The 23,184-nt window shown below is 35.0% G+C and carries 28 protein-coding genes; 17 read left to right on the top strand and 11 right to left on the bottom strand.

What is annotated here, in order from left to right; all coding sequences use genetic code 11:
- The first annotated feature begins 318 nt into the window (after nucleotides 1-318).
- The 4 genes from G5W_RS0107710 to G5W_RS0107695 all read left to right on the top strand — a co-directional run bounded on the left by G5W_RS0107710 (nucleotide 319) and on the right by G5W_RS0107695 (nucleotide 2,783).
- Nucleotides 319-690 carry a VOC family protein gene (locus G5W_RS0107710; protein ID WP_010095599.1) on the top strand — a complete coding sequence of 124 codons (372 nt, stop codon included), beginning with the start codon at nucleotides 319-321 and terminating at the stop codon, nucleotides 688-690.
- A gap of 168 nt (nucleotides 691-858) precedes the next feature.
- The gene (locus tag G5W_RS0107705) at nucleotides 859-1,644 is read left to right on the top strand and encodes an ABC transporter substrate-binding protein (RefSeq protein WP_010095597.1); all 786 of its coding nucleotides are present in this window, start codon (nucleotides 859-861) and stop codon (nucleotides 1,642-1,644) included.
- A 208-nt stretch (nucleotides 1,645-1,852) separates the two neighbouring features.
- Nucleotides 1,853-2,158 (top strand): hypothetical protein, encoded by a 306-nt coding sequence (locus tag G5W_RS0107700; protein ID WP_010095596.1) that lies wholly within the window; start codon nucleotides 1,853-1,855, stop codon nucleotides 2,156-2,158.
- A gap of 10 nt (nucleotides 2,159-2,168) precedes the next feature.
- Nucleotides 2,169-2,783 carry a hypothetical protein gene (locus G5W_RS0107695; protein ID WP_010095594.1) on the top strand — a complete coding sequence of 205 codons (615 nt, stop codon included), beginning with the start codon at nucleotides 2,169-2,171 and terminating at the stop codon, nucleotides 2,781-2,783.
- A gap of 112 nt (nucleotides 2,784-2,895) precedes the next feature.
- Here the strand turns inward: G5W_RS0107695 and G5W_RS20720 are convergent, their stop codons facing one another.
- Nucleotides 2,896-4,362 carry a methyl-accepting chemotaxis protein gene (locus tag G5W_RS20720; RefSeq protein WP_010095592.1) on the bottom strand — a complete coding sequence of 489 codons (1,467 nt, stop codon included), beginning with the start codon at nucleotides 4,360-4,362 and terminating at the stop codon, nucleotides 2,896-2,898.
- Nucleotides 4,363-4,992: 630 nt separating this feature from the next.
- On the opposite strand from G5W_RS20720, the gene G5W_RS0107685 reads away from it, so the two are divergent.
- From G5W_RS0107685 to G5W_RS0107670, 4 genes are all read left to right on the top strand, one after another.
- On the top strand, nucleotides 4,993-6,693 hold the full coding sequence (locus tag G5W_RS0107685) for a methyl-accepting chemotaxis protein (protein WP_010095591.1): 1,701 nt from the start codon (nucleotides 4,993-4,995) through the stop codon (nucleotides 6,691-6,693).
- A 273-nt stretch (nucleotides 6,694-6,966) separates the two neighbouring features.
- On the top strand, nucleotides 6,967-7,722 hold the full coding sequence (locus G5W_RS0107680; protein WP_010095589.1) for an SDR family NAD(P)-dependent oxidoreductase: 756 nt from the start codon (nucleotides 6,967-6,969) through the stop codon (nucleotides 7,720-7,722).
- A gap of 22 nt (nucleotides 7,723-7,744) precedes the next feature.
- Complete coding sequence (locus tag G5W_RS0107675) at nucleotides 7,745-8,209, top strand: MarR family winged helix-turn-helix transcriptional regulator (RefSeq protein ID WP_010095588.1); 465 nt, start codon at nucleotides 7,745-7,747, stop codon at nucleotides 8,207-8,209.
- Nucleotides 8,193-8,927 carry a glucose 1-dehydrogenase gene (locus G5W_RS0107670; RefSeq protein ID WP_010095587.1) on the top strand — a complete coding sequence of 245 codons (735 nt, stop codon included), beginning with the start codon at nucleotides 8,193-8,195 and terminating at the stop codon, nucleotides 8,925-8,927. The genes G5W_RS0107675 and G5W_RS0107670 overlap by 17 nt, the downstream gene beginning before the upstream one ends.
- A gap of 61 nt (nucleotides 8,928-8,988) precedes the next feature.
- Here the strand turns inward: G5W_RS0107670 and G5W_RS0107665 are convergent, their stop codons facing one another.
- Nucleotides 8,989-9,564, bottom strand: coding sequence for a TetR/AcrR family transcriptional regulator (locus G5W_RS0107665; RefSeq protein ID WP_010095586.1), 576 nt, complete (start codon nucleotides 9,562-9,564; stop codon nucleotides 8,989-8,991).
- A 155-nt stretch (nucleotides 9,565-9,719) separates the two neighbouring features.
- On the opposite strand from G5W_RS0107665, the gene G5W_RS0107660 reads away from it, so the two are divergent.
- Both G5W_RS0107660 and G5W_RS0107655 read left to right on the top strand, forming a co-directional pair.
- Nucleotides 9,720-10,481 carry an SDR family oxidoreductase gene (locus G5W_RS0107660; protein ID WP_010095585.1) on the top strand — a complete coding sequence of 254 codons (762 nt, stop codon included), beginning with the start codon at nucleotides 9,720-9,722 and terminating at the stop codon, nucleotides 10,479-10,481.
- Between the two features lie 211 nt (nucleotides 10,482-10,692).
- Nucleotides 10,693-12,465 (top strand): cation:proton antiporter, encoded by a 1,773-nt coding sequence (locus tag G5W_RS0107655; protein WP_010095584.1) that lies wholly within the window; start codon nucleotides 10,693-10,695, stop codon nucleotides 12,463-12,465.
- Between the two features lie 44 nt (nucleotides 12,466-12,509).
- On the opposite strand, the gene G5W_RS0107650 is transcribed toward G5W_RS0107655, so the two are convergent.
- Nucleotides 12,510-12,923, bottom strand: a complete 414-nt coding sequence (locus tag G5W_RS0107650) for an Lrp/AsnC family transcriptional regulator (protein ID WP_010095582.1) — start codon at nucleotides 12,921-12,923, stop codon at nucleotides 12,510-12,512.
- Between the two features lie 130 nt (nucleotides 12,924-13,053).
- On the opposite strand from G5W_RS0107650, the gene G5W_RS0107645 reads away from it, so the two are divergent.
- The 3 genes from G5W_RS0107645 to G5W_RS0107635 all read left to right on the top strand — a co-directional run bounded on the left by G5W_RS0107645 (nucleotide 13,054) and on the right by G5W_RS0107635 (nucleotide 16,946).
- On the top strand, nucleotides 13,054-13,815 hold the full coding sequence (locus tag G5W_RS0107645; RefSeq protein ID WP_010095580.1) for an MBL fold metallo-hydrolase: 762 nt from the start codon (nucleotides 13,054-13,056) through the stop codon (nucleotides 13,813-13,815).
- Between the two features lie 167 nt (nucleotides 13,816-13,982).
- The gene (locus tag G5W_RS0107640) at nucleotides 13,983-14,471 is read left to right on the top strand and encodes an SRPBCC family protein (protein ID WP_010095578.1); all 489 of its coding nucleotides are present in this window, start codon (nucleotides 13,983-13,985) and stop codon (nucleotides 14,469-14,471) included.
- A gap of 225 nt (nucleotides 14,472-14,696) precedes the next feature.
- The gene (locus tag G5W_RS0107635; protein ID WP_010095577.1) at nucleotides 14,697-16,946 is read left to right on the top strand and encodes an EAL domain-containing protein; all 2,250 of its coding nucleotides are present in this window, start codon (nucleotides 14,697-14,699) and stop codon (nucleotides 16,944-16,946) included.
- A gap of 143 nt (nucleotides 16,947-17,089) precedes the next feature.
- On the opposite strand, the gene G5W_RS0107630 is transcribed toward G5W_RS0107635, so the two are convergent.
- The 6 genes from G5W_RS0107630 to G5W_RS20715 all read right to left on the bottom strand — a co-directional run bounded on the left by G5W_RS0107630 (nucleotide 17,090) and on the right by G5W_RS20715 (nucleotide 20,460).
- On the bottom strand, nucleotides 17,090-17,536 hold the full coding sequence (locus G5W_RS0107630; RefSeq protein ID WP_010095576.1) for a hypothetical protein: 447 nt from the start codon (nucleotides 17,534-17,536) through the stop codon (nucleotides 17,090-17,092).
- 153 nt (nucleotides 17,537-17,689) lie between these two features.
- Nucleotides 17,690-17,869 carry a hypothetical protein gene (locus G5W_RS0107625; protein WP_010095575.1) on the bottom strand — a complete coding sequence of 60 codons (180 nt, stop codon included), beginning with the start codon at nucleotides 17,867-17,869 and terminating at the stop codon, nucleotides 17,690-17,692.
- 71 nt (nucleotides 17,870-17,940) lie between these two features.
- Entirely contained in the window at nucleotides 17,941-18,279 is a 339-nt protein-coding gene (locus G5W_RS0107620) for a hypothetical protein (RefSeq protein ID WP_010095573.1), read from the bottom strand.
- 21 nt (nucleotides 18,280-18,300) lie between these two features.
- Nucleotides 18,301-18,660, bottom strand: a complete 360-nt coding sequence (locus tag G5W_RS0107615) for a hypothetical protein (RefSeq protein ID WP_010095571.1) — start codon at nucleotides 18,658-18,660, stop codon at nucleotides 18,301-18,303.
- Between the two features lie 175 nt (nucleotides 18,661-18,835).
- Nucleotides 18,836-19,489, bottom strand: a complete 654-nt coding sequence (locus G5W_RS0107610) for a hypothetical protein (protein WP_010095569.1) — start codon at nucleotides 19,487-19,489, stop codon at nucleotides 18,836-18,838.
- Nucleotides 19,490-19,686: 197 nt separating this feature from the next.
- Nucleotides 19,687-20,460 (bottom strand): phospholipase A2 family protein, encoded by a 774-nt coding sequence (locus G5W_RS20715; protein WP_010095568.1) that lies wholly within the window; start codon nucleotides 20,458-20,460, stop codon nucleotides 19,687-19,689.
- Between the two features lie 158 nt (nucleotides 20,461-20,618).
- On the opposite strand from G5W_RS20715, the gene G5W_RS24845 reads away from it, so the two are divergent.
- The 4 genes from G5W_RS24845 to G5W_RS0107590 are packed head-to-tail and all read left to right on the top strand — an operon-like array spanning nucleotide 20,619 to nucleotide 21,924.
- Complete coding sequence (locus G5W_RS24845; protein WP_010095567.1) at nucleotides 20,619-20,903, top strand: RNA polymerase sigma factor; 285 nt, start codon at nucleotides 20,619-20,621, stop codon at nucleotides 20,901-20,903.
- Nucleotides 20,888-21,130, top strand: a complete 243-nt coding sequence (locus G5W_RS22745; RefSeq protein WP_010095566.1) for an RNA polymerase sigma factor — start codon at nucleotides 20,888-20,890, stop codon at nucleotides 21,128-21,130. The genes G5W_RS24845 and G5W_RS22745 overlap by 16 nt, the downstream gene beginning before the upstream one ends.
- Nucleotides 21,127-21,597, top strand: a complete 471-nt coding sequence (locus tag G5W_RS0107595; RefSeq protein WP_010095565.1) for a hypothetical protein — start codon at nucleotides 21,127-21,129, stop codon at nucleotides 21,595-21,597. The genes G5W_RS22745 and G5W_RS0107595 overlap by 4 nt, the downstream gene beginning before the upstream one ends.
- Before the next feature lie 18 nt (nucleotides 21,598-21,615).
- On the top strand, nucleotides 21,616-21,924 hold the full coding sequence (locus tag G5W_RS0107590; RefSeq protein WP_010095564.1) for a hypothetical protein: 309 nt from the start codon (nucleotides 21,616-21,618) through the stop codon (nucleotides 21,922-21,924).
- A gap of 58 nt (nucleotides 21,925-21,982) precedes the next feature.
- Here the strand turns inward: G5W_RS0107590 and G5W_RS0107585 are convergent, their stop codons facing one another.
- Together G5W_RS0107585 and G5W_RS0107580 are read right to left on the bottom strand one after the other, a co-directional pair.
- A complete protein-coding gene (locus G5W_RS0107585) occupies nucleotides 21,983-22,183 on the bottom strand; it encodes a helix-turn-helix domain-containing protein (protein ID WP_010095563.1) in 201 nt (66 codons plus the stop codon).
- On the bottom strand, nucleotides 22,170-22,766 hold the full coding sequence (locus tag G5W_RS0107580) for a sigma-70 family RNA polymerase sigma factor (protein WP_010095562.1): 597 nt from the start codon (nucleotides 22,764-22,766) through the stop codon (nucleotides 22,170-22,172). Before G5W_RS0107580 ends, G5W_RS0107585 begins: the two co-directional genes overlap by 14 nt.
- Nucleotides 22,767-23,184 lie beyond the last annotated feature (418 nt).

Raw genomic sequence — 23,184 nt, 5'->3', positions numbered from 1 at the left:
TGTAAGAATAGGTTTGTAGTTTCACTATATCAACACCTTTCAACTAATAATCTAATTAAAAGCATTTTCGAATCCTCACTTTTAAATATATTCATAGTTTATAGAAATTTTAATTTTAGGCTACCATGATTTTAACTCCATTTCAAAACTAATCTCTTAATTATTAAAGACAATATTATTCTTTAATAAATTTAATTATTATATTAGTAATTACTAATTAAAAAAATTGAATAATGTTCAAATTATATTTCATTTGTTTTATCTAAGTTATCTGTTAAACTTGCAGCAAGTCATTAATATAAAAAAGGAGGCCACCCCATGAACCTAGGCGCATTCTCCATCAGTCTTAACGTCAAAGACATCCACAAATCCAAAGAATTTTATGAAGCCCTTGGATTTGAGACATTAGGCGGAGACATTAACCAAAACTGGCTCATACTGAAAAACGGAACAACTGTAATTGGTCTTTTCCAAGGTATGTTTGAGAAAAACATACTTACCTTCAATCCCGGCTGGAATCAAAATGCCGAGAATCTTGAATCATTCACAGATGTTCGAGAGATTCAAAAAGAACTTCGTGATAAAGGAATAACATTTATTACAGAAGCTGATGAAACTACTGAAGGTCCGGGACACTTTACTATTGTAGATCCAGATGGTAACCCGATTCTTTTTGATCAGCATAGATAATACGTACTGGGATATCCTTATCCTTTCATAATTTAAATGAAGTAATCGCCTATAATCTGTAGCGATTACTTCTTTGTTTATCAAGACTTTTATTGCTATTGTCATTAACCACTTGAAACCCTCCCCCACTCTGCTAGACTAGGACTATAAAAGTAAAGGAGGTACACCATGCTAACTATACAAGATCATTTGGACAGAACCATCACCCTTTCCCACCCACCAAAACGCATCATCTCCCTTGTCCCTGCAATCACAGAAACCATGTATCACCTAGGTCTAGAGAACGAAATCATTGGCCGTACAAGATTCTGTATCCATCCTCAAGACAAAGTCAGCAAGGCAATGAATATTGGTGGGACAAAAGAAATCAAGCTTGATCGTATCCTTGAACTAAAGCCAGACCTCATCATCGCTGAAAAAGAAGAAAACACGAGGGAAATAGTCGAAACATTAGAACAGCATTATCCCGTGTTTGTCTTTGAGGTAAAAAAAATCACAGATGTGTATCGGATGATTTATGATGTTGGACAACTGACTAGTAGAGAAGAAAAATCTCTTAATCTAGTACAAGAAATCAAAGTTGCGTTTCAAACACTTCCTAACGTTAACAGTAAACGTGCAGCATATGTCATTTGGAAGAAACCATATATGGTAGTTGGAGGAGATACTTATATCCAGTCTCTGTTGGAGAACATTGGTTTTATCAATCCTTTCATATTATCTGAAGGGAGATATCCAGTGGTCACAGAGGAGGATTTACTAGAAGCAAATCTGGACTACATCCTTTTAGCGACCGAGCCGTATCCATTTCGAGACCAGCATTTGGAAGAGTTTCAGGAGATGTTACCAAATGTAAAACCTAAGATCGTTGATGGAGAAATGTTCTGGTATGGGGCTAGAATGTTAAAAGCAGCAGATTACTTTCGTAGGGTGTTTGGTACACTGGTAGATTAATCATGTACGCAGCAACGCCAAACATTGCTCCTATTTAGCTGAATAACACTGAGTTTTCGCCGAACAAAGCTAATTATCGCCGAAGTTTTTGGAAAACCGACCGAATCATAAAGAATATTCGCCGAACAATGCGTTTACTAGTTCAATTTAAGTATTTATACCCTTTCGTGGTAAACTATACATACTAATAATATCTGGAGGAATATGGATGGAAATCTCCTTAACCGAATGGAAACAACTAGTCGAAAACAAGCTAAAGAAAAAAGTACTTATAAAAATGATATGGACGGAACAAGAAAAGATCACATTATTTATTACGCCAAATATGAAAATCAATTCATTTATCCATGACGAAAAAGAAGGTTACCTATTCTATGATATCGATGGGAAACTCGTTAATTATACCATTCCTAGTATTTTAACAGAGAAGGATATCGTGGATGGTAAAGTTTCTCTCAGCAATCAGCTAAAAATCAATGGTCAGACAATTTCTAAGGATGATTTAAAAGCCTGAGGGTGTGTTCATGAATTATAGTGAATATAATAGTCCAGAAAATTGGATAGGCGGGTATTATGAATTATCTATTGAATTTCACCCTTGTGGAGATGATCAGCGGATAAATAAAGCGCTACGTTCATTAGATAAGAGTCCGTTTTTTACTGGTTTATGGAGGGAACGAACGGATTATCAACAGTCCCCTGCTTCTTTGCCAATCATAATCGAAGAAAATAGTGTCAGTCCATTTTACGGAGCCTTACATATCTCAGATGGAAAATTACTACCTTGTTGTATCTCTGTGATTCGGGTTCCTGAAGAATCTGACTGGCTTGATATCTCCATTCCACTAGCTTCATTGGAGCTATTTTATCCATTTAACTATCCGTTAACAAAAGAGTTAAACCCTTGGCTTTCTCAAGTTGACGAACTATTGATTAACTTAGCCGAAACAATATTTGCACAGTCTCCATTCGACTTAGCGTTTGTCGGAGAAGAAATTACAGGGGCTACAGACCAAGAATCTATTACAAGTGACTTCGTAGAAAAGTGTATTACGATATTACCTAAACAGCTTCAAGAGAAACTCCAATTACAATCTAACTCTAAATTGCTATCTAACGAATTAAAATTATTCTACTAATACAAGTAAAAAGAAGTAATAGTGAACTGCACCCCAAATTTTAGATAGTGTCTAAAATTTGGGGTGCAGTTCATAGCTACAATTTCGCCATTACTTCTTTTTCTATTAACTATTACTTAATTAAATTTGTAAGATTCTGTGTTGCCTTATTCGTATCCTGTATTAATTGTGCAAGCTGTTCCTTATTCGTTGTATGAGATTGAACAGATGCGGACACCTCTTCTAGTGATGCAGTTGCTTCCTCTAATATCGTAGCAAATTCATTTACAGCACCTTCAATAGCACCTGTTTCTTGGTCGATATTTTTGGCAACATTCTCAAAGGACTGGACTTCGTTTTTCAGATGAAGGATAGAATCCTGAATAGATTCGAAAATAGACTGATTACGCTTTGTACCTTCTATGTTTTCATCCATCTTACTTGCGACCACATTCATTTGGTCTTGTGTTTCTACGTTGTTTTCATGCACTTGATTTAACGTTTTAGAAATTTGAACGGCAGTGTTATCTGTCGTTTCTGCTAATTTACGAATTTCCTCAGCAACAACGGAAAAACCTTTCCCTGCTTCACCAGCTCTAGCTGCTTCTATCGATGCATTCAAGGCAAGTAAATTCGTTTGGGAGGTAATTTCTTGAATCGCTTCAATATAAGTAAGCGATGATTCGATATTTTGACTTAGCTGTCTCATATTTTCTTCTGTTGATTGGATAAATTGTTTGAACTCATCCATTTGATCACTTAGCACTTGAGACTGAGAGCGCCCTTCGTTAATCTCGCCTGTCATTTGTGTTGTATAATCACTAATCTGATTGACACTAACATTCATAGAAGCTACTTCGTTGGTTGTTCTTTCAACCGCTTCCATAATAGAGCTAATCGTATCGCCTTGTGATTGTGTTCCAGACGCTACTTCTTGTAAGGCTTCATTAATTTCATTAAATGTACTCTTCTCTGTTTCAGATTGTTCTTCAATCTTAAGCATGTTTTGCGCGATAACTTCTGAGTTTTCAGCTAGAACTGTACGTTGTTTAGATTCGGCTTCTAATTTTTCTGCCATGGATTGTGATACAGAACCAAGATTTTTTTCAACATTACTCATAATTCTTTGCTGTAGAAAAAGCACTAGAATTGCTAATGAAAATAGCATCATATACGTAGCGATATCAGAAGAGTAAATTTCTCCATTAAATGTAAAAGCAATAATTAATAAAGCTAAACTACTCAATGTACCTATTGCATAGAGAACAAGGTTCATATATAGTGCAGAACAAATTAATAAGAAGTATAACAGCGATAGATTATTTTCTGATGGACTCACTAATATAATCGCTCCAAGTATTAGAACCAATCCAATTATTGCTAGGTACCCAATTAATTTTGTTAGACGCTTTGTTTTATGTAAGAAGCCAATGACAGCACATAGGATTCCCCCACCGATAGCAATCGTTAATATTAGCTGTAAAGATTTGTCCAAACTTATCTCGACAATAGTTCCCAACGTAACCGCGATGATTAACATCGTTAGGATGACCCTATTTTTCTTTCTTAACGTTTCGTTGTTTAATTCTTCGATTGACATACATATTCTCCTTTATTTTAGTTCATGACTAAATACCTATTTTACCAAACATATCCAAGAATAGTCTTGTAATTTAGTTAATTCTCCCTACTTTTTCATTAAAATAGTGATGCTTTACTAGGTAGAATAAGAATTTATTAGTTCTAATTACCTAAATGGAACGTAGGGACAGGTTCCATTTCCTACAATCCAATTTTACTGAATTAATGGTAGTAATAGATGAAATATTTCCTATTAGACTTATTTATGTCTTCTCACTTCCTCTGCAATAGGTTGTTGGTTGTCCAGTTTCATATAAACCTAACTTTTAGTAGTCATGTAATTAGTTGTTATTACGATATATTTTCCAACAATCTTCAATTGCCAAGGAGAAATCTGGGACAAGGTACCTGTCCTCATGTACCACGAAAAAAATGTAGCGAACTTTGATAAGTTATAGTAAAATATCCCTATCCAATTTGATAACAGCTGAATAAGCCTTCTGGGTTAAGATGGTATTGTGCTTTACCTGCCCATGTTGGTACCTGTTAGTTAATTGTTCAATCGCCTAGATGGCGGTTTTTTTTTGAATTATTGTAAGGAGGAAAGAGTACTATTTTTAACTAGCATAACAATTGAAAGGGGAAAATTATGAAAAATTACTTTAACAAATTAAGATTCGGTACAAAAGTAAATCTATTAGTCATATCCATATTACTTGGATTTTCTATCATTCTAGCTTTTGTTGTTCAAGGTCAAATTAGAGCTGGAATTGAGGAATCTGCCCGTGCAAAGGCATTAACGGACTTAGAATTAGGGTATAACTATTTGGATGAACGTTATCCAGGGGAATGGAATGTCCAGGGAGACATATTATTTAAAGGTGAAACAAACATTAATGAAAACGAAGAGCTAGTTGATAGTATTGGAGATATGATTAATGGAACAGTAACGATTTTCCTCAATGACACACGTGTCATGACGAATGTAGTAGATAATGGTGAGCGAGCAATCGGCACCCAAGCATCGGAAGAAGTTATTGAAACAGTAATCACTAATGAAGAAATCTATACAGGAGAAGCAACAGTTGTTGGTACAGAATATCAAACTGCTTATCAGCCCATTTACGATTCCAATGATAACGTAATCGGCATGTGGTATGTTGGTGCTTCACAGGAATTTATCGACGAAACCATTTCTAGCACAATGAAAACATTCCTTATCACACTTATTCTAGTAATTATTGTCGCAACAGCAATTGTAATTTGGTTTACTCGTCGTGTTAAAAAACGCTTGTCCATGGTTACTGAGGCGCTTGAACTTGCTGGACAAGGAGATTTTACTTCATCTATTACAGATCATGTGAAGGATGAAATCGGACAGTTAACGACTAGTTTCAATCACATGAAAGATAACTTAATCGGATTACTACAGCAGGTGGCAGACACCTCTAATCAGGTAGCAGCATCATCTGAACAGCTTACTGCGAGTGCGGAGGAAACTAGTAAAGCTACCACACAAATTTCTGAGTCTATTCAAGAGGTTGCTGCTGGTACGGATAAACAAGTAGAGAGTGCCAATACAGGAAGTATGATTGCAAGTGATATTTCAAAAGGTATTGAACATATTAGTAGTAACATCCAATCTGTTAGTGATTCCTCTGCTACAACGTCTAGTAAAGCGCAACTAGGTACAGAAGTGATTCATAAAACTATCAATCAAATGAATTCTATTCAAGAAAAAACAAACTCTACTGCCGAGATTGTTAGAAAGCTTGGTACTAAATCTGATAAAATTGGTGAAATTGTTTCCCTGATTACCGGTGTTGCTGAACAAACAAATCTATTAGCGTTAAACGCAGCTATTGAGGCTGCAAGAGCCGGTGAACACGGAAAAGGCTTTGCAGTAGTTGCTGATGAAGTACGCAAATTAGCTGAGCAATCTGCAAACTCAGCGAATCAAATAAGCGAAATGATAGTAGACATTCAAACAGATATTACTCATTCAGTTAAATCAATGGCTGAAGGTCAAGAAGCTGTAGAAATTGGAAAGGATTTCGTTAATCAAGCAGGATCTTCATTTGATGATATCCGAGAAGCAGTTACGGAAGTATCGAAACAAATTGAGGAAGTATCAGCCGCTATTCAACAAATTAGCTCTAGTACAGTATCCATGGTCACTTCCATCGATGATACTGCCCAAATTGCACAAGATGCTGCAGCCTACACACAAAACGTGGCTGCCTCAGCAGAAGAACAAAACGCAACCATGCAGGAAATCAGCGCCGCAGCAAGTGTTCTTTCCAAAATGGCCGAAGACCTCCTAGAATCAGTAAACACATTCAAACTCTAAAGTGGGAAATGTGGACAGGTACATTGTCCTAAATCAGGTATTCCATTATCAAGGAGTTTAGCTGAGATATACAACAAGAAAAATAACGGAAGTAAATCGTCCCATCACTAGGGTTGCGATTGCTTCTTTTTTTTTGCACAATTTCTCCTGTTCCCTCTACCAACTTTGGAACAGGGAACCTGTCCCCATGTACACTTCCAAAATAAATAGTTTAGTGTTAAACTATATTTGTAGGTAGTTTAGCATTAAACCATTTTAGAGGAGATGACTTCTATGGGGAAATTACAAGATAAGGTTGTAATTATCACTGGTGGTGCTGGTGGCATTGGTAGTGGAATGGCTATGGCAATGGTAAAAGAAGGTGCTATTGTGACGATTGTCGACCTTAATGAAGAAACAGGTAGAGAAATGGAAAAAGAGCTTCAGCAACATTCACCAAAGTCCATGTATTTGCAGGCAAATTTACTAGACCGTGAAAATCTAGGGCAAATTATTACTACTGTAGTTGAAAAATACGGTAAGCTCGATGTATTGGTCAATAATGCACATGCTTCCAAACAAAAACTTATGGAAGACACAACACAGGAAGACTTGGACTTATCATTTGGTACCGGATTTTATCCTACTTTTTATTTAATGAAAGCTGCCCTTCCTTACTTAAAAGAAACAAAAGGTAATGTGATTAACTTCGCATCTGGTGCTGGATTAGCTGGGCATACGACCCAAGGTGCTTACGCTGCTGCAAAAGAAGCAATTCGTGGTATATCTCGAGTTGCCGCAAACGAGTGGGGTAAATTTGGGATAAATGTAAACTTAATTAGTCCAATTGCTAATTCACCTGGTGTTGAAGCATGGGCAAAAGCACAACCAGAGTATTACGAAGCAGTTAGAAGCAAAATTCCACTTGGTCGTTTTGGTGATGTGGAAAATGATATCGGCCGGGTAGCTGTATTTCTTGCTTCCAGTGACTCACAGTATATCACTGGTCAAACTATCATGGTTGATGGTGGTTCGATCATGCTTCACTAGTACTCAGTATTGGAGGCTACTCTTGGAACAAACAAATATTTTTAAACTAATTCATGCGATTGAAAAAATGAACAACCATAACATCATTCAATTTACGAAGGAATTCCCGTATCCACTAGGAATTTCTCCGATTCTTGTTTTGAGTGAGTTACATCATAAAGGTCCACAAAAACAAGTTGAATTGGCAGAAACGATTGGATACACAAAAGGTGCGATGACGAACATTGCAAATAAGCTCGAAAATTTAAAGCTAGTAAACCGTGTGGATGATGAACACGATAAACGAGCAAATTATTTATCCATTACAACCGAAGGAGAAAAGGCACTACAAACAGCACAAAAAATCGGTGAAAAAGTTTTTGTAGAGTTGTTTAAAGTGTTAACTGAAGACGAAATCAATCAGTATTTAACGATTCAAGAGAAACTAATTAACGGAATTCAAAAAAAGATTCTAATTAGGAGAGATTCATATGACAAGACTTCATGACAAAGTAGCAATTATCACTGGTGGAGCTCGAGGTATGGGTGCATCACATGCTCGTCGCTTCGTAAGTGAAGGTGCAAAAGTAGTAATCGCTGACATTTTAGAAGAAGAAGGACAAGCCTTAGCGAAAGAGCTTGGTGATCATGCTAAATTTGTAAAGCTTGATGTAACTAAAGGTAATAACTGGGAAGAAGTAGTTGTACAAGCTGAAGAAGCATTTGGGCCAGTAAACGTGTTGGTTAATAATGCAGGGATTAGCATGAATAAATCTATCGAGGAAATTACAGAGGAAGAATATCGCAGAATCTTAGATATTAACCAAGTATCTGTATTCTTAGGAATGAAAGCTGTTATTCCTTCTATGAAAAAAGCTAACGGTGGTTCTGTTGTAAACATTTCTTCCATTAATGGCCTTGTCGGTGGCGCAATTGGCTATACTGACACGAAGTTTGCCGTAAGAGGAATGACAAAAGCAGCCGCTTTAGGTTTAGCACATTATGGAATTCGTGTAAACTCTGTACACCCAGGTGTCATTGAAACACCTATGATTGTACAAGAAGATGCTAAAGAAGCAATTCAAGAATTCGCTAAGTTCATCCCTAATAAACGTGTTGCAAAACCAGAAGAGGTTTCTAATTTAGTACTGTATCTGGCATCAGACGAATCTAGCTACAGCACTGGTGCTGAATTTGTTGTTGATGGCGGATTAACAGCTCAATAATTTATCTTCCAGGTAGTGAGGTCTTATCCCCCCCACTACCTTTTTAAATCCCTAAGCAAGCCTATCCCCGAAATGGACTATTCAGTGAGAGAATCGTGATGAGATGTTCATTTAGTTCTGTTGCTGGTGTATTATATTCCTGTCGATGCCATTCTAACAGTAATCCTAAAATGGCATTCGTTTGATAGCTAAGCAGGTATTCAGTTTGTGCTGAGTACGTTGAATCCAGTAAACTCTGGGCTAATGATTCCTTCATAAAAGAACGAACGGTATCGAACAACAAATAATAGTACATCAATGGAATTCGCTTATCGAAAACAATTTGATAAAAATCCTGATATTTCTTCACATGATGGAAAATCTGTATCATCCCAGACTTAATATTTTCTATTTTAAACCCTGTCTTCCGATACGGTTCCTCATACGCCTTCCTAAAATCCTCCACAATTACTTCTAGATAACGTCTAAACACCTCATGTACGTCTTTGTAATGAGAATAAAACGTCCCTCTATTAATTTTTGCTAATCGACATAACTCTGCGACAGTAATAGATTCTAATGGCTTCTGCTTCAGAAGCTCTAGTAAAGCATGACGCAAGCTTTCCTGTGTTTTTACTACTCGTAGATCATGTTTCAAAATTTTGTCACCTCATTATTCAACACTTTTAGTTAAACCTGTTGTTTACGCTACAGTTTTCAAAAATCCGTCGTTTGTATTTCTAAATTTTGCGGGATATAATTTTATTGTACACATGTTCATTATATTTTCTCAAATTTTAGGAGGAACGTAGAATGAGATTACAAGACAAAGTAGCAGTTGTAACAGGTGCAGCATCTGGTATGGGAAAAGCTATCGCAGAGCTTTATGCTAGTGAAGGTGCAAAAGTAATCGTTGCTGACCTTAATATTGAAGGTGCACAAGAAGTTGTAAGCGGAATCACGGAAAAAGGTGGCGTCGCTAAAGCTGTTCAAGTTAACGTGGCAAAACAAGAGGATATCGATAACATGATTGATACAGCAGTTAGCGAATATGGAACATTAGATATTCTAGTAAATAACGCAGGTATCATGGACGGTTTTGAACCAGTTGCAGATATTCTAGACGAGCGTTGGGATTTAATTTTTGATATTAATACAAAAGGTGTTATGCGTGCAATGCGTAAAGCAATTCCTATTTTCCTTGAAAAAGGTAAAGGAAACATCATTAATACCGCTTCTACGGGTGGTTTAAATGGTGCACATGCTGGTGCAACATACGGTGCATCAAAGCATGCTGTTATTGGTTTAACGAAAAACACTGGTTACATGTATGCACAAAAAGGCATCCGTTGCAATGCTATTGCCCCTGGTGCTGTAGCTACAAACATCTCTGCATCCATGAAGAACATTAACCAATTTGGAATGGAACGTACAAAACCTGTCCAAGGGGTTATCCCTCGTGTAGGTAATCCTGAGGAAATCGCTCAAGTTGCATTATTCCTAGCATCTGACGAATCTAGCTTTGTAAATGGTACAGTTGTAACGGCTGATGGTGGTTGGACAGCGGCGTTCTAATAGAAATTTTCTTGATTAAGAGGCATCCCGGTTAGGGCTGCTTCTTTTTAATTTGTTTGCTAATATAAAGTCACAAAGGGGGATACTAAACATACAGACTAAAGGAATACCTTTTAACTTCTATCATAATCAGAATTTACTAATCTGGGACAAGGAACCTGTCCCCTTGTCCCACTAAAGGGTGATTACCATTCACACAGAATTTGTATTAATGAGTATAGTTATTGTTATTTCCCTTGGGATATTTTCACAATGGCTGGCATGGAGAATTCAGTGGCCATCCATCGTTATTATGTCAGTCGCTGGGTTACTAATTGGACCGATAATCGGTTTAATAAATCCACAGGAAGCACTCGGAGATCTTTATAGTCCGATTATTTCGCTTGCGGTAGCCTTAATTTTATTTGAGGGTAGTACAAGCCTGGATGTTCGGGAGTTAAAAGGGATTTCTAAGTCTGTATCTCGAATTGTTACTATCGGTACTTTTATAGCCTGGATTAGTGGTTCCCTTGCTGCCCATTTTATTGCAGGACTTAGTCTAGAAATAGCATTTATCATTGGAGGACTATTCGTTGTAACAGGACCTACAGTAATCATCCCATTACTTAGACAGGCGAAATTAACTTCTCGGGTTTCCTCTGTATTAAAATGGGAAGGGATTATTGTGGATCCCATCGGGCCGTTACTAGCGCTATTTGCTTATGAGATAATAAAAATTACTTCTCTTGAATCATTTAGTTATCATGATTTTATTCCTTTTTTCGGGGATGCACTTTTAGCGGTTATAGTTGGAATTGTTATTGGGATAATCGTGAGTTTTCTTGCGGGCAAAGGTTGGTTTCCTGAATATCTAAAATCCCCTATCACCTTCTGTTTCGTATTAATTTGTTTTACTATCGGGGAATCGATCATGCATGAAACTGGTATGCTGGCTGTAACTGTAATGGGATTAACATTGGCAAGAACAAAGAAATATGTTCATTCGATTAGTGGTATTACTCACTTCATGGAGAACATTTCCGTTATGCTAACATCAACGGTCTTTATCCTACTTACTGCATCCCTCACTCGAGAGACTATTTTGGAAATCTTCACATGGCCAATTTTAGCATTTGTTCTAGTGATGTTATTTGTTGTACGTCCTTTATCTATTTGGGTTTCAACCATTGGTACGGAAATGACGGTAAAGGAACGAACACTTGTTGGCTGGATTGCGCCAAGAGGTATCGTAGCACTAACCGTTTCTGGTTACTTTGCCGGACTACTCTTGGAAGATGGGTATCCGAATGCAACGGTATTAACGTCCCTTACGTTAGCACTTGTATTTATTACCGTATGTGCACATGGATTCTCAATAGGTCCAATCGCCAAAAAACTAGGATTAGCCAATACCGAATCTACCGGCGTTGTGATGGTAGGTGCAAGTAGTTTTTCTATTGCCCTCGCAAAACATTTGAAAGAAATGGGTACACCAGTCCTAATTACAGACACTTCTAACTCTCGATTGGATGAGGCTAATCGATTAGGGATTGCAACCTATAACGGAGAGATTTTATCGGAACAAAGTGAATTTGATATTGACATGACACCATATGATATCATTTTATCCATGACGGGAGACGCAGCATATAATGCGTTAGTATGCCAGTCTTATATTCCGGAATTTGGTTACAAAAATATTTTTGCTTTACCAAACAAAACTCAAAAAGCGCAGGATAATGAAATTCCACATTCGATAAAAGCAAACCTATTATTTGGAAAAGAAGATACCTTTACCGAATTAAATAAAAAAATCAATATCGGTTATACAATAAAGAATTTCGAAATACATGAGAAAAAGACAGTCCAAAAAGATGAATTGTCTATTAATGGCTCACCACTATGTATTAAAAAGAAAAACGGCAACATCGTATTTGTTACCTTTAAAGAAAAGCTTAACTTAGATGTTGGCGATCAACTTATTGCCTTAGTGCTGAAGGAGTAGTCCTTCAGCTTTTTGTGTTTATGCATTTCTTTTAATAGTTCAAACTACTTTTCATTTATAACAATCGATAATTTATAATTGGCATAATGGTTTAAGGCTTCCAAAAAGTCATTAAGTTTTTCATTAGAAGGAAATCTGCATTCAAGAAGATAACAACCATCTCCACTAATTTTATAATGATGAATAATATATTGTTCTTGTGATTTAAGGAATGACAGATATGGTTGATGATTAGTGCTCTGCGTGATGATGGTAATAAATGCATGGACAAACAACCCCAATTTAGCCGGATTAATCTTTATAGCATAACCCTCAATGATTCCTTGATCTTCTAATTTCGCAACTCTCGCTGAAACTGCAGGACCGGTCAAATGAACCTTCTCACCCAATTCTTTCATGGTGAGCCTACTGTTCTTGGAGAGTTCTTCTAGTATATTTTTATCCGTATTGTCTAACATTTTCTGCACTCCTTTCATAAATAAAGTAAAACACCAAAAACACTTTATTTCTTCTATGTATCCGTTCATTGGTCATAGTATAAAATATACATGGTACAAGGAAACTTTTAAAGAAAAGGAGATTATCAAGATGAATATACATCACATTCGTAATGCAACATTAGTTGTAGAATATGCAGGGAAAAAGTTTTTAATTGATCCAATGTTAGCAGAAAAGGGAGCTTACCCACCTTTCCCAAATGCACCTAGAGAAGATCAGTATAACCCTTTAGTAGATTTACCAACAACAATAGAAAGTATCATCCAAGGAATAGATGCAGTTATCGTGACTCATTTGCATTATGACCATTGGGATGAGGCTGCTGTCAAAGCACTCCCAAAAAATATTAAACTATTTTCTCAAAACGAAGAGGACGCTACAGAAATCCGTAAAGCCGGATTTCAAAATGTAGAAGTTTTACAAGAAGATACTGTTTTTGAAGGTATCCAATTGATTAAAACCAAAGGTGAACACGGACGAGGTGAAATCCTAAAATTGGCCGGGCTAGTATGTGGTATTGTCTTCAAACATTCTTCAGAGCAAACTTTATATGTAGCAGGAGACACGGTGTGGTATGATGCCGTTCAAGAAGTAATCAACTTACACCAACCAGAAGTTATCGTTGTCAATGCGGGAGATAATCAATTTAACCAAGGCGGTTCATTAGTAATGGGCAAAGACGATGTCTATGAAGTTTATCGAGCTGCTCCTAATGCCAAAATTATTGCTGTCCACATGGAAGCTGTCAACCATTGGACATTATCCAAAGAAGAATTGAAAAGCTTTGCTAATAAAAAAGGTATGTCCGATAATGTTTTAGTACCAAATGATGGTGAATCCTACCCGTTCTAGAAAATAAGCAGACAAAAGAAGTAAAACTTTTGTCTGCTTTTTAATTTTGGAATACTGAATAACTTTTTCTATCCTTATGAACACATTAATAATTTCCTCTTTCATCAAAACTCTAATAATGATACTATTTAAATAGATTTTTAAATTTTACGGAAAGAGTGATTTTTGTGACAACAACCACAAATGATAGAGTAATAAGTAAAGAAGTAGTAATTAACGCACCATTAAGCTTAGTTTGGTACGCTTGGACAATCTCCGAAAGAGTGTCTGAATGGTTTGCACCTGAAACTGTAGTAGAAGCTAAGGAAGGTGGCGCTTACGAACTTTATTTCATACCTGGAAATAAAACTGGTATGAATACGAAGGGTTGTAAGATAACAAAGCTTATACCTGAGAAAGAACTACATTTCACATGGAAAGGCCCAGACCAGTTCGAAACATTAATGAACAATAATGATGAACTGACAACTGTAAAAGTGAGTCTTGTATCGATCAATGAAAATTCTACAAAGGTCGTGGTTGAACATAGTGGATTTAAGGGTGCAGAGGAATGGGATGAGGCAATTAAGTGGCATCAAATGGCCTGGTCAGGGGTTCTTGATAGTTTAAAATCTGCTTTAGAAAAAGGTGAAGGCAATTTATGTTGTCAACCTTAAATTATGAAACTAGAGTATAATGATATGTTTATATTCATTTCCTTCTATTAGAAAACATACTCGCACACAAATTCTATTTGAATTACAGTGCGAGTTTTTTTCATAATGAATTAGCCTTAGGTTTACCAAAAATAGGAAGCGAAAAACGACTCACTATTTTTTATTGAAACTTAAAATAATGGTACAATAGTACTTAAAATTCAACAAAGAATGGTGAACACATCCATGACTAAACAAAAACGAAACGCCATACTGTTTATAGTTTTTTACATAGTACTCTTTTATAGCTGGATTGTCATCTATGACGATGATGCTTGGGTACGAGCAGTCGGTGCATCCCTCTTGCCAGTCATTGCTGCATTAATTTCTATTTATTGGCTTATGAGGACATTTAAATTTCTCTCTAACAAGCATAGAGTTTTTTTATGGTTATTAAACACCGGGTTATTCCTACATCTTTTATCGAATCTCATCTGGTTTGTATATATTGTAATAACAGGTGAACCAGACCACCCTATCGTTTCTTTTTATATCTGGATTTCAGCTTATGCTCTATTCCTAACTTCCTTAATATACAAACTCAAATTACTATATAAAACCGTCTCCATGAGCCCTTTCATATTTAATATCGTTATTTTTATGATTGCGGCTATCACACTAAGTACGCATTACTTAATTAATCCAATTATAGAGATATCCATGGAACATCAATCAGAAGCATTTTTTAACATCCTGTACCCCATTATAGATATAGCTATTGCTTTTGTGATTATTAATATTTATTACATGACTAGACTTGAAAGAGAAAAGAGAACGTTCTTTTTCTTATCATTTGGATTCTTTATTCAAATCGTCACAGATACACTTTATGCCTTTTTGTTAATTAATAATCAATATGAATTTGGAAGTCTTATTGATCCTCTATGGGCTCTTGCTATTCTGGTCATTGGTTATTCTGGTTTTTATGTAGAAAGAAAAGAGGAAGTAGAAACTTGGGAATTCACTTCTCAACCAAAACAAGGTAATAACGGGCTAATTCTAAATTTAAGTGTAATCTATCTTGCAATTCTTGCCATGGCAAGTACAGAATGGCACTTAAACGTTTTAATTATTGGTTTAATTTTATCCATTGTCGCAATTGTTACAAGACAGATAGTTATGACGAAAAATCATCGTTTGCTACTGCATGACTTATGGTACCACGCTTATCATGATAAATTAACAGGGCTACATAATCGAACTAGTTATCTTAAAGACATGGATGAACTCATTAACTATTCAAAAGAAAAGAAAAAAAATTACGCCATCATGCTATTAGATTTTGACCGATTCAAAAATATCAATGATACATTAGGACATGGCATCGGTGACCAACTATTACAAGAGTGTTCTATTATATTAAAGGCATCCATCTCAGAGGAAGATCGTGTGTACCGTGTGGGCGGAGATGAATTTATTATCATAACGCTGGATGCTTCTGAAGAAAATTGTGAACGGATTGCAAACACTATCTTAAACAATTTCTCAAAATCCATACCAGTCAATAATTATCAGATTACTATAACACCTAGTATTGGTATATCCTTATATCCTTATAATGGCCAATCAAGTGAGTTGCTACTTCGAAATGCGGATATGTCTATGTATTTGGCAAAAAGTGAGGGACGAAATCAATATAAATTTTATAGTTCTGAGTTAAGCAGTCGTATTGCTCGTAAAATGAGAATTGAGAATGAATTAGGTGATGCCATTTCTTTAGGACAGCTTTCCCTATATTATCAACCCAAAGTAGATTTACAAACGAGAGAGATAGTAGGTATAGAGGCATTATTGCGTTGGAAGCATCCCGATCTTGGATATGTTTCACCTGATGAATTTATTCCAATAGCAGAGGAAACCGGTCTAATTGTATCTATCGGTGATTGGGTTTTGACGGAAGCATGTAAACAAATAAAGGATTGGCATCAAAAGGGCTATGACCACCTTTGTATGTGTGTCAATGTCTCTGTCCGCCAATTCCAGCATAAGGCATTTATACAAAACATTGAAAAAATCCTCCATCAAACTGGAGTGAACCCAACAGACATTGAGCTGGAAATCACAGAAAGTATTATGCAAAATCTAACGGATTCGACTAGAATACTCCATGAATTACGTCGATTAGGAATTAAAACGTCTATTGATGACTTTGGAACAGGCTATTCTTCCCTTTCTGTTTTAAAGACATTGCCAATAGATGCTATTAAAGTGGACCGAACATTTATCCAGGAACTTTCTGATAAGGATATTGCAATGGTGAAAACGATCATGAATATTGGGTTTAATCTGGATTTGGAAGTAGTAATTGAAGGGATTGAAGATGAAGAACATATCAATACCTTACTTAACATTAGTGATGAAAGAATTCTGGGACAGGGCTACTATTTTAGCAAGCCATTACCTCCAGAGAAATTGGAAAGTATTCTCCAGAATTAACATTTTATATATAAGCTCCTTTCTGGGGGCTTATTTTTATAGACAAAATCATATTGGTAAAATATATGCTTTATTCGTAGTTGGAAAAAGGATTTGATTCCGTACGCTTAGAATTTTTTTATGAACATTTTTCAGAAGCGGGACTACCAACTTACTATTACATTACCTTCACTGTCGAAAGCATCAGCAGCTTTTATTTTACTCATAAAGTTATCTGGATCGATTGAAATAGGTATCGGTGCAATGAAGGTATTGTTCTTTGCGCTGATTGTTTGTTTCTCGCCATTTTTATATGAGATGATAAATTTGTCTACTTCATTATCATCCGAAGTAATTGCTCCATAAACAATATTGCCAGCTTCCTCAAAATGTTTATAGTAAACATAAAACGGAATACCTTCTTCAAAAGAAAATTGCATACCCTCACTTTGTTCATTATCGTAGATGTAGTTGCCATTATCATATTTATATATACCAACCACATGCTGGTCTTTGTCTAAATAGTAAACGATTTTTCTTTCCGTATCTTGATTGATGACATTTATTGGTGTCTTCCACTGACTTTGAACAGCTTCTTCAAGCTGTCGCATAGCCTCTAGAATCCCATGTAAAACTAGTAATGATTACTACTAAGAATAGGATGAAGAGGCTAATTAATATATAATACTTTTTCACGATTGACCACCTTCACTAGAATTTTTGCCAATTTTATTGTACAGACACTGGGACATGGGGACAGGTCCCTAGTCCCGATTTATCTTAGCTAGTATTTCTGAAACTCCGATTGCAATACTTGCATTTAACATTCCAAATATGGAACCAATCATTAGCATTGAATCGTTTTCTCCTATAAGGTTCATCACAAAGAAAATAAGAGATCCCGCGAAAATTATTATTCCAAAAATTAATAAAAAGCGTACCATTATCATAACTCCCTTTTCACTAACACTGAGGTTGCTAACTTTGGGACAAGGGACCTGTCCCCGTTTCCCACCTACCCCCAGTAATGTTGAATTATTTGATATAGTGCAAAACAGAGTCCTATGATGCTTGCTTTGATTTTAGCTGGATGGCTTCTTTTGTTACTGTACATATAGACGAACACGGCAATAAAACCTAATGGCACCCATAACTCAAATGTACCTTCACTTGTACTTTGAGAGTAGATGGGTGTAGCATAAGTACTGATTAAAAAATAGAACCACACTGTCATTCTCCTTGTTTCTAGTTGTTTACTCCATTTTACTAATAAGAAAATGACTACGATTGCAATAACGGTGAAGTGTAAAGGAGGTAAGAAAAGAGAAGTATTACCACCTAATTCGATTTCCATTCCATCCCCTCCCCTCCTGGTTTATATAAAAATAAATCTAAGAATAATAATCTCAAATAATACTGCGTATACTAAAATCCATGAAATTTGTATCCGGATAAAAGTATGGAAGGTATTGTTCAGTTGTTTATTGGCTATATTTTTTGCAACCCTAACATTAATCGGTAGAAGGTAAAATGAAAGTAATAGTCCTCCTGAGAGTGACACACAAAGATGAAGGATAACTAGGTTGTTGGTAATATTTCCTACCATATCCCCAACTAAAAATATCGGAATCCCATACCAATAACCAAAAGTTAGGGAAATTAATACCACTGCCATCATAACTAACATAAAATCTTTCTTAAGTACGCCTAAGTAGGTTTGAACATATTGACGCATCTTCCCCCTCCTTTAATCTTGAAATGGAAAGTTTCTAACAAGAACTTATTTGCTACTATATATCCATATTAACATTATCTATCAGATTATTAACCGAATTTTTCTAAAAACTCCATTTCTATAATTCAATTACTGATGAAAAAAAGACCTCCTATTCGAGGTCTTACCATTAAGACTAAAAGTCAACTTGTTTCCTTTCTATTTCCTTTACCAATTCACTTACATTCCAAAAATCAGGATTATCAATCGTTACATTTTCTCCACGCACCATGAAATCATAACTATCTTTTGCACCAGTATACCAATCCACAATGACTAACTTACCTTCTACATTGCGTATAAGAAATTCAGTAACTTCACCATAACTACCTACAGTCATATTAATTTGAACGGGAAGATGTAAATATAGAAATCCCCCTTCTTCATCATCCATCAACTCTACTTGCCACTCGCCTGGGTTAATCCCTTGCACCGTATCAAAATGATGATGTAGCTCATATTGGGATTGAATCTTCTCTTGCGTATATTTTTTAAGCCTTTCGTTATCAATATATGTATCCAAGTTAATCTCTGAACCGTTCCAAACCGCTTTATAATAATCATCCAGTGCCCTTATACACATTTCAAATGCCGATTCCGCATCTTCCATCATAAGTTCCCCTTCCGTTATAGCGAAATATTCAGAGGGAACTTCATTTGTGACGGACATAGAACTTGGTTTAATATTGGCTTCTGAGGCTGCATACGGACTCTTATCGTGAACACTAATGGTCTCCTTTACACAGGAACTTAGCGTAATTAATATTAATAGTAGACAAGCAAATCTCATGTGATTCTCTCCAATCCAACTAATACTTTTAAGTTAGACGTTTTATATTTACTCAACGTTTCAAAAAATATTGATATCTTCCCTTTTCTTTTTCTTCCTCCACAAGTACATTATGAAAAGGACGAATACACTTCATCCCTGACACACATACAAACAAAGAAAAGCAGTAGGAAAATACAATCCTACTGCTTTTCTATTTAACATCCTTCCCAAATCATTTTTGCTTGGAATGCAGCAATAACCCGAGAGGTTCCAGCATTATCTGTGTTTCTCGCACAATTAATTAAGTTTTGGTCACAATCACAACGGGATGGATAGCTTTTAAAACTTCCATAACAATAATCATGAGTACGACAACAAGTATCTAAAGCATTTACTGGAGTTCCACTTCCGCAGTTTGCACCACACCAATTATACTTAACCAATGGATTAAATGGATTACCGTTATATCTGAAAGAACAACAACCATCTTGAATACATGGTAATCCTTGTACAGTCATATCGCCGGTATCAAATTCTTGTTCTTCTTTACTCAATTCAGTAAAGTCATATGGTAGTTCAATTTCTTTGGAATTCGTATCAACTTCATCATCCCCTAATAATTTACCGTCCTGAAATGAGACTATTTTCTTTTTGTTATTTATATGATCCAAAAAAATAATCTGAAGAAAAATCTTGGCTTTATCTTTTTGGTTCATATAAGATTTAATTAGATTCACTTTTAAATACTTATGAAACTTAAGAAACCTAATATCTTGTTTAACTACTAAATCTCCTTTATCTTCACTTTCTTCCGGTTGAGCATAGTATTGAATGTTATAGCCAACCTGTTCATATTGTCCTTCATGAAATATTGTAGCTGCACCAAGTTCATACTCTAAACCTTGTGTAATAGCCTGTCTTTCAGACAAAGAAATATTAAGTAATTGTTCAGCAGTCATTTCTTCAGAGAAAATATTAGTAAAACCCATAAAAACCCACTCCTTAGCATAATATAATTTTAATTTTGTTTCTCTGTAATACCTAAAAGTGAAAGTACTAAAAAAAAACAAACTAATTTTTATTTTTTTGAAACCTTTAGTAACCTGTATCCGTCTCACTCGTAGAAAATTTGGAAAGGGGATATAAAATGAATAACGATCGCAGTAGTCCCTTTTTAAATTTGGAAAAAATATATCAGGAAAATTTTCACTATTTATCCAGTTACCTAATTAATTTAACGTCCAATAAACAACTTACTGAAGATATAATCCAAGAAACCTTTTTAAAATTATTAAAGAGTCCGGAAAAGATAAAACAAGTATCCTATATAAGAAGTTGGCTTGTAGTTAATGTTAGAAATACTCTAATTGACCATTATAGAAAAAAAGTCCTAGCCTCTTACGGGATGATGAAAAATTGCAAAGACTTCTAATAGATAACTACCACCCAGAAAGGAAATTAATAATTAATGCTTCTATAGAAATTCTACTCAACGAATTGTCTGAAGAAGATCAAACTATTTTTATTTTGAAAGAGTATTATGGCTATAGATATGAAGAAATTTCTAATATAGTTTCAATGCCTGTTCCTACAATTAAAACTAGAATGTTTAGAATGAAAAAGAAATTACTTCAAACAGCTGGAGGTGATGATTTTTGAATAAAGACGAGAAAATTCATTATTTAGCAAAAGAGTTAATTCCTTTTCGAGAAGATGCTGATTTAAAAACTAGAAAAATTCTGGAAGAACATTACAATGAATGTAAAGATTGCATGAAGAGAATTGAACTTTTAGATGGGGTCACTAGCAATGAAGATTTAGATATACAAACAAATAAAGAGCAGGTCAGTCCATTTAAAGGTTTAATTATATTTAAATTATCAATTTTTGCTGTCTTTTTAGTAGTAAGGATTTCTATTATTGGGATTATCACTTTTAACTTCTATAATAGTAATGTGGTAAATTACGCTGGTTTGGTTTCTAACCTTATCCTCTTTTATTTCCCTATAGTAGGAATAATAAATATAATAGTATTCCTTTTCTACAGGAATAAATTGTTTTGGGTTTTATTACTATTCGACATTATCGTCTTATTATTTTTAGATGATATACTTCAATTTTTTTAAAATACAGGGGGGTTCATTATGAAAACAGTAGCGATGATTGGTGGTTTAACAGGAGTATTTTTCTCTCTATTTGCAATGTTATTTGCACTGGTAGATGACTCCTATACGCTAGGAAATTTTGGCTTATTAGGAGTGCTAGGGGGGATAATTGGCATAATAGCTTCTTTTCAGCTATATAAAAACAAATTTTCTCCTTTCCTTTTATTAATAGCAATATTATTAGGTTTTTACGGCATTTTCTATCTATTTTTAATTCCTGCTATATTAATGGCAATTCCAATGATATACCAGTTTATCAGATTAACTAGAGAGGGAAAAGTCCCCTAATAGAAAAGAGTGTAAGTTAAAATATGGCCGATTTTTAACTTACACTTTCTTACGTAACTTATTTAAGAAGATCCCAAAATCTAGGTGAATCTTTAAATTTTACTGTAGATAACTTTTCTATTATTTTTATCTTAATCTCCTGTTCCAAATCTTCTCTCTCTTGATATGTTGTACTACTTAAACTTCTCTTTATCTTTGGGTCGAACTTTTCCAATATATACATAACGTCTTCATCGTGTTTTTTCTCATATTTTCCCACTATACCACTCCTTGTTTAATATCTGCTTTAATTTTTTGAGGGCTTTTCTATGATGATTAGATATATTCTGGGGAGTTGTTTGTAGTTTGGTTGCAATTTCTTTTAATGGTAATTCTTTATGATATATCATATCTAATATTTGGATTTGCTTTTGAGGTAACGATTTTATAGCTCTCATTAGTAATTCATCTTCAATTGTTTCAAAGATGTTGTTTCCTACAAAACTATCCATATCTTGATTGTCTTCACTGATAACATCCTTCAATGTTATTGATTCGCTTCCAGACAATTCTTTATCCAATACTAACAAAGCTCTTTCTTTATGTTTTTTAACTTTTTTGTCATAGTCAATGCTAAAAAAATAGATTAAGTTACTTATATATTTTATTTTTCTTATCCTTTGATAGTGTTCTTGGAAGGCTTTGTCCACTTTCTCCCTATTAATATATGATGGGTCCATAATGGCTTTTTCCACTAGAGATAGATTCTCTTTACTAGCTAAAAAGCTTTTAATAATTGGGTTATTAACTTTCTCTCTATTTTTCCTAAAGAAATCCACTAATTTTTGATCTTTATGATTCATTAATTAACCACCCCGTTCTTTTTTCCTCCTTTTGTATACTCTTTATCTATACTTAAAGTGGTACTTATTAACATATTATAAACTAAGTCCACAAAAGAGAACATATGTTCTATAATTTTTTTAAAAATAACCACCCCTTTAGACTGGGTGGTTTTTGTATAATTTTTTATATCTTTAAAATTTCTTTAAGCTTCTCTGGTTGAAAGCCTACAATTCTCTCTTCCTCATTAGTTTCTTTGTCTACTATACGGATAAAAGGAACTCCATTTACATTAAATTTATTAAATTCATTAAACGTGTCTTGGTCACGAATATTCTTGTTTATATAGGTTATGTTGTTCTTCGCTAGCCATTTTTAGTAGATTAACGCAAAATTTGCAAGTATCACTTGAGTATACAGTTATAACATGATTCATAT

The sequence above is a fragment of the Ornithinibacillus scapharcae TW25 genome (genome assembly GCF_000190475.1).
Taxonomy (GTDB): Bacteria; Bacillota; Bacilli; order Bacillales; family Amphibacillaceae; genus Ornithinibacillus; species Ornithinibacillus scapharcae.
This window is presented reverse-complemented; position numbering and strand designations above follow the sequence as displayed.

Coding starts and splice junctions, on each gene's coding strand:
- G5W_RS0107625 (WP_010095575.1), bottom strand. CDS start 17,869: ATGGTACGCTTTTTATTAATTTTTGGAATAATAATTTTCGCGGGATCT.
- G5W_RS24845 (WP_010095567.1), top strand. CDS start 20,619: ATGAATAACGATCGCAGTAGTCCCTTTTTAAATTTGGAAAAAATATAT.
- G5W_RS0107660 (WP_010095585.1), top strand. CDS start 9,720: ATGAGATTACAAGACAAAGTAGCAGTTGTAACAGGTGCAGCATCTGGT.
- G5W_RS0107610 (WP_010095569.1), bottom strand. CDS start 19,489: ATGAGATTTGCTTGTCTACTATTAATATTAATTACGCTAAGTTCCTGT.
- G5W_RS0107580 (WP_010095562.1), bottom strand. CDS start 22,766: ATGAATCATAAAGATCAAAAATTAGTGGATTTCTTTAGGAAAAATAGA.
- G5W_RS0107685 (WP_010095591.1), top strand. CDS start 4,993: ATGAAAAATTACTTTAACAAATTAAGATTCGGTACAAAAGTAAATCTA.
- G5W_RS0107630 (WP_010095576.1), bottom strand. CDS start 17,536: ATGCGACAGCTTGAAGAAGCTGTTCAAAGTCAGTGGAAGACACCAATA.
- G5W_RS0107590 (WP_010095564.1), top strand. CDS start 21,616: ATGAAAACAGTAGCGATGATTGGTGGTTTAACAGGAGTATTTTTCTCT.
- G5W_RS0107680 (WP_010095589.1), top strand. CDS start 6,967: ATGGGGAAATTACAAGATAAGGTTGTAATTATCACTGGTGGTGCTGGT.
- G5W_RS0107670 (WP_010095587.1), top strand. CDS start 8,193: ATGACAAGACTTCATGACAAAGTAGCAATTATCACTGGTGGAGCTCGA.
- G5W_RS0107645 (WP_010095580.1), top strand. CDS start 13,054: ATGAATATACATCACATTCGTAATGCAACATTAGTTGTAGAATATGCA.
- G5W_RS20715 (WP_010095568.1), bottom strand. CDS start 20,460: ATGGGTTTTACTAATATTTTCTCTGAAGAAATGACTGCTGAACAATTA.
- G5W_RS0107705 (WP_010095597.1), top strand. CDS start 859: ATGCTAACTATACAAGATCATTTGGACAGAACCATCACCCTTTCCCAC.
- G5W_RS0107635 (WP_010095577.1), top strand. CDS start 14,697: ATGACTAAACAAAAACGAAACGCCATACTGTTTATAGTTTTTTACATA.
- G5W_RS0107615 (WP_010095571.1), bottom strand. CDS start 18,660: ATGCGTCAATATGTTCAAACCTACTTAGGCGTACTTAAGAAAGATTTT.
- G5W_RS0107695 (WP_010095594.1), top strand. CDS start 2,169: ATGAATTATAGTGAATATAATAGTCCAGAAAATTGGATAGGCGGGTAT.
- G5W_RS0107620 (WP_010095573.1), bottom strand. CDS start 18,279: ATGGAAATCGAATTAGGTGGTAATACTTCTCTTTTCTTACCTCCTTTA.
- G5W_RS0107650 (WP_010095582.1), bottom strand. CDS start 12,923: ATGTTAGACAATACGGATAAAAATATACTAGAAGAACTCTCCAAGAAC.
- G5W_RS0107710 (WP_010095599.1), top strand. CDS start 319: ATGAACCTAGGCGCATTCTCCATCAGTCTTAACGTCAAAGACATCCAC.
- G5W_RS0107655 (WP_010095584.1), top strand. CDS start 10,693: ATGAGTATAGTTATTGTTATTTCCCTTGGGATATTTTCACAATGGCTG.
- G5W_RS0107700 (WP_010095596.1), top strand. CDS start 1,853: ATGGAAATCTCCTTAACCGAATGGAAACAACTAGTCGAAAACAAGCTA.
- G5W_RS20720 (WP_010095592.1), bottom strand. CDS start 4,362: ATGTCAATCGAAGAATTAAACAACGAAACGTTAAGAAAGAAAAATAGG.